Here is a 4,000-nt window from a genome sequence, read left to right as displayed (position 1 = left end):
AGCGACTGATTCGCGACAAACTCACGCAGGTGGCCTCGAGCCTGACCTTTACGACGGTGCTGGCCATCGTACCCATGCTGGCGGTTATTCTTTCGCTGTTTACCGCCTTCCCGCTGTTTACCGATTTCAAAGTCTCGCTCGAGCAGTTTCTGACGCACAACCTGATGCCCCAGACGGTCTCGGAAACCATCATGAGCTATCTGAACGTGTTCGCCCAGCAGGCCTCCAAGCTGACTGCCATCGGCGTAGGCTTTCTGATCGTGACATCCATCATGCTGATGATGACGATCGACGAAGTACTGAACGATATCTGGAATGTGACCCGTCGCCGCCCGATCGGGCAGCGCATCCTGGTGTACTGGGCAATTCTGTCGCTGGGTCCTGTTTTCCTGGGCGCCAGCCTGTGGACCTCTTCCTATATTGCACAGGAAAAACTCGGGTTGGTGACTCAGTTTTCCGTCATCAAGAGCGTGTTATTCACCCTGGTACCGGTGATCGTCTCTGGGCTGATCTTCGCCCTGCTCTATTATCTGGTTCCCAACCGAAAAGTCGCCTGGAAAGACGCCATGATTGGTGGCTACACCACAGCGATCCTGCTGGAAATCATGAAGGCCGGGTTCGCATACTACATTACCCGGTTTCCTTCCTATACGCTGATTTACGGCGCCTTTGCCACGATCCCGATCTTCCTGTTGTGGATTTATCTGTCCTGGCTGGTCGTGCTGTTTGGCGCGACCGTGGCAGCGCTGGCGCCACAGATACGCAGTGGTCAAATGCGCGACAAGATGTCACCCGGCGTACATTTTGTGACCGCCTTGTTCGTGCTGCGCCTGCTGCATAGCGCACGCGATCAGAACCCGCCCGGCTATGGTACCAGCTATATTGCTGGCCAAATCAAAATGAACTACAGCGAAACGCTGGATATCCTGGAGCCGCTGGTTTCCATGGGCTACATTGTCAACACGGCCGGCAAGCGCTCCGAGAGATGGGTGCTTGCCAGCAGCCTGGATGCCAGCCTGGATCCACTGGCCGATTGCTTTTTGTTTGACAGCAAGGTCATCGAAATCAGTCACGACCCCGCGTTGCGCCAGGTGATCGCCCGTCTGCTGACCGAAGACAACACCGTAAAATTGCGTGACATCCTGTATCTGACGCAGACCGGATTGGAACCAGCAACAACGCCTGCCCAAGACACCGATAACGGCGACGACAAGGACAACGACAATACCGCGTCAACGCCGCCTGGTGCCACGAATACCACAGTACAGACCAGCTGACGCCAGAATCTTAAAGCCGGACGACAGGCGCATCTTCTTGGCGCGCAGCGGCCAGGGCCGCCGCTAACGGCGCCTGCCATGGGGATGACCGGCATCCGGTTTGTGACCTGCAGGGCACATACCCCCGCTGAATGGCTTTGCATCACGGTCGATTTCAGGTACATTTCCATATAATCAGGATCAGTTTCCGGTCAGCGCACCGGAGCGAGAGAAAAAAGGCTACAGGAGGATTGCCATGTTGAAAATCAGTGAAGTCTTGCGGGTCAAGGGCAATATCCTTTACACCGCCACGCCGGATCAATCCGTGGCGCAGGCCATTGCGACCATGAGTGAACGCGATATCGGTTCGCTGGTCATTATGGAGCAGGGGCAACTGACGGGGATGCTGACCTTCCGCGAAATCATTCGCCACATGCACGATTCCCCCGGGTCTCTTGAAAATACCACCATCCGCAAGATCATGGATGATGCGCCTGTGAGCGTATCGCCCAATACCGATGCAGAAGAAGTACGACGACTCATGCTGGAGCATCACGCACGCTATGTCCCTGTCATGGACGGGCCGGTGCTGATGGGGGTGATCTCCTTCTATGATATGGCGCGCGCCATGCTTGAAGCATCCAAGTTCGAAAATAAAATGCTCAAGGCCTATATCCGCGACTGGCCGGGCGAACCAGAAGACGAAAAAGACTGAAAAATGACTCACCGACGAGCGGCGCTCGTCGGCTTGCCCAAAAGTGCCGCTACCTGCCTGCTGGGCTTTGCAACGCTTGCCTCCCCTGCTATCCCCGTTACCACAATAACATTTTGCAAAATCGGGCACCGCCGCCTGCGTCACGCCCGCAACCGCGACGCCCTGTCAGACGAGCCGGGGATCAGACAGGCCGGATCTAGCTTGTCTTCCACATATCCTTTTCCACGCACATGAACCGGTTGGGATGGCTGCCATCTCGTGGCTGGTAGGTCCAGGTCGTAATGTGAATCTTTTTTTCCGGATACAAGTCTACGACGTTCAATGAATTGGGGATATGTCTGCGGACCCGCAATGAGGTGGTGGTGCCTCCTTGCACAACCAGCATCGGATTGACCCGCTCAGGATAGCTTTGAGTCAGCGGATAGACAAACGGCACATGAATATGTCCGCCCATGATCAGATCTACGCCGGCTGCAGACCAGGCGCGGATGGCCGCCTCACTGTTTTCGACCAGTTGCTCCCGGTCGGCCGGATCCAGCACATGAAACGGATGGTGCGCCACCACCAGCACACTTTTGCCCGCGCTATTGTCTTGCGCCAGTTCTTGCACCCGCCGGATCTGCGCATCAGTCACAATACCGCGCTTGTGTCGAAATGGTGTGGTGGTATTGACGCCGATAACGATCGCGGCACCGGTCTCGAACAGGGGCTCTACGTCCTTGTGCAGATAGCGGCGATATCGCCCGTAAGGATTGGTGAAACGGGCCCATAGCGCGAACAGCGGAATATCATGGTTACCCGGAACGCACAGTACCGGCGACGGCAAGGTCTTCAGATACGCATTGGCCGCCAGAAACTCGCGACGCGTGGCACGCTGGGTGATATCGCCTGACACGACGCACAAGGCGGGAGACAACTGCCTGACCGCATGGACCAGCGCATTCAGGACCTGTGCATTGACCGTGCCAAAGTGGACATCTGAAAGCTGGATGATCCGATACATGCGCGATATTATTCCTGTGATGGCTGCTGCGCCGCCGATGCAGGCATCAGTATCCTGAGCAGGTCTTTATTGGCCTTGACGGTAAATGGCGCCTGCAATCTATGAACCTCGCCGTCCATGGCGACCTCGATGCTGCGCCCTCCTTTTTTCTTATCAATATCGAGCGATTCGAACGGAAAACTGATGATCTGCCGATCCTGATCCAGCTGCCGAAAAATCAGCTTTAAGGCCAGCAGCAGCATACGCTTGCGGCTGGACGGCTTGAGCACAATACCGTAAAGATAGCCGTCGCCCATTTGCTCGTCATACTCCACACCGGCCTGCTGGGCCTGAAGATTGTTATTACAGGCCATAAAGCTGACGGTCTTCACCAATTGCCGGCCGTCTCCCTTATTAAATTGCAAAATATAGGAACGACCGTATTTCATTATGCTGGAAAATGCCGCGAAAATTGCAATGCCACGACGCCGGCCAAACTGGTTCTTCCATTGCTCCCGGTCGGCCAGCAACTGGGAGTACAGGCCCAGCGTTGCATTCACAATGAAATGCATCCCGCCGATCTCCCCGGTCTGTACCGCCTGGATCCGGCCCGTGAGCAAATCGCGCAATGCCGTGTCCGTGTCCAGCGACAGGCCGTGATCCCGTGCAAACATATTGAATGTACCAAAGGGAATGATCGCCATCGGAAACTGTTCGGCAATGGCATGATTGGCCATGGCGCTGATCGTGCCGTCACCGCCGGCCACCACCAGTATTGCATCATGCTTTTTTACCAGGCTGACCGCTTCTTTTTGCTTTTGCTCATGACTGTCTTGCGGGTAGACACAGACAATGTGGTGCTCGCGCCCCTGCATGGCTGCAGCAATTTTTTCCAGAAACACTTCCGTGTCCTGGTTGCCGGAGCTGGCATTGGTGAAGAAAACGAAAGCGCGTCCCGATACATCGGCCGACGTTGATTCGGCCGGGGCAGCGTCCGCAAGGACGCCATCATTATCAGCACAAGCCTGCGATCCACTATTGGGAACA

Annotated in this window: 4 protein-coding genes; 2 read left to right on the top strand and 2 right to left on the bottom strand. The window is 55.8% G+C overall.

Translation table 11 applies throughout. The features are described 5' to 3' along the window. A partial coding sequence (locus ACTIKR_RS20330) for a YihY family inner membrane protein (RefSeq protein WP_442328866.1) occupies positions 1–1,277 on the top strand: 1,277 nt, incomplete at its 5' end. Positions 1,278–1,512: 235 nt separating this feature from the next. Continuing rightward, positions 1,513–1,971, top strand: a complete 459-nt coding sequence (locus ACTIKR_RS20325; RefSeq protein ID WP_193089017.1) for a CBS domain-containing protein — start codon at positions 1,513–1,515, stop codon at positions 1,969–1,971. Positions 1,972–2,167: 196 nt separating this feature from the next. Here ACTIKR_RS20325 and ACTIKR_RS20320 read toward each other — a convergent pair whose 3' ends face one another. After that, positions 2,168–2,974 (bottom strand): metallophosphoesterase family protein, encoded by an 807-nt coding sequence (locus ACTIKR_RS20320; RefSeq protein ID WP_442328865.1) that lies wholly within the window; start codon positions 2,972–2,974, stop codon positions 2,168–2,170. Positions 2,975–2,982: 8 nt separating this feature from the next. Continuing rightward, positions 2,983–4,000 (bottom strand): diacylglycerol/lipid kinase family protein (locus ACTIKR_RS20315; protein ID WP_442328864.1); only part of this gene is annotated, 1,018 nt, incomplete at its 5' end.

It is taken from the genome of Advenella sp. (genome assembly GCF_052108595.1).
Classification (GTDB): Bacteria; Pseudomonadota; Gammaproteobacteria; order Burkholderiales; family Burkholderiaceae_B; genus Advenella.
Note: the sequence above shows the minus strand (reverse complement) of the source record. Positions and strands in the feature narration are given on the sequence as shown.